Raw genomic sequence first — 970 nt, 5'->3', positions numbered from 1 at the left:
AATGCTGCTGCACTGCTGCCTAAAGCGAGTACCGCTAATGCTGTTTTTTTCAAACTAAACATGCGTAGTCTCCATATAAGTTATTATTAAGTTCCAAATTTTGTTATTAACTTACACAAAGAAGCTAGTAACAAAACATGCACGCCGTTTTTTTGGCGTAGGCATGAAAAGGTGAGCAGTATCTATATCGAGAGAAAATAAGTCAAGACAATTAGTTAAAAAACTAAGTTTTATAGGTGTTTTTTTTCAGTGATTGTATTTATTCGGCCCAACATGCGGATTAACACGCCATTCTGCGCGGATAACAAATTGAGGATATTCTAAAAAATCACCCCATTTCTCTAATAAGAAATGGGGTGATAAAGTGGGAGATTAAGCAAAATGTAACATGTACAAATTAAACATTACCTACATACTTTAAACCAACGTAAGGACCAGAAGCACCGAAGTCCATAGTTCTTGCAGTACTAGTAGCAGCACTAACATTGCTTAATGCATTGAAGTAGTTGAACCACATGTAACCTGCGTCCAGAGTAATATCCCCTTGAGCCATTGAGTACGTGTAGTTAGCACCTAATTTAGCTTCTAACTCAGGAACGATAGAAGTTTTAGAACCGTGCAATGGAGTTCCGTTTACAGCAAAATTAGAATAACCTGAGTTAAACTTAGAGCTACCCACTAAAATTGCTGTTGCTGCTTTAGCATAAATACCAAAACCATATCCTGTGAACACATAGTTCATGTCAAGACCGGTACGTGGACCAAAACCGTTGTATTGAGTATCACCCCAAGAAGCAAAATTAACTTGAGCATTAGGAGCACCAATATCTACACGGTGATCAGTCTTAACACGTGCCCATTGGAAACCGCCATGGAAACGCATTTTTTTGTTCGCGCTGAAATCAACGAATTGACCTAATTCGCCATTAACAGCATCCCACTTACGGCCAACATTACCGTAACCAGCAAT

1 protein-coding gene is annotated in these 970 nt (G+C 38.7%); it reads right to left on the bottom strand.

From position 1 onward, the window contains the following. Positions 1-397 precede the first annotated feature (397 nt). Positions 398-970, bottom strand: a 573-nt coding sequence (locus ACQY7T_RS10940; RefSeq protein WP_428413346.1) for an Lpg1974 family pore-forming outer membrane protein, incomplete at its 5' end; no start/stop codon positions are given.

The organism is Legionella sp. (assembly GCF_965140895.1).
Classification (GTDB): Bacteria; Pseudomonadota; Gammaproteobacteria; order Legionellales; family Legionellaceae; genus Legionella.
This window is presented reverse-complemented; position numbering and strand designations above follow the sequence as displayed.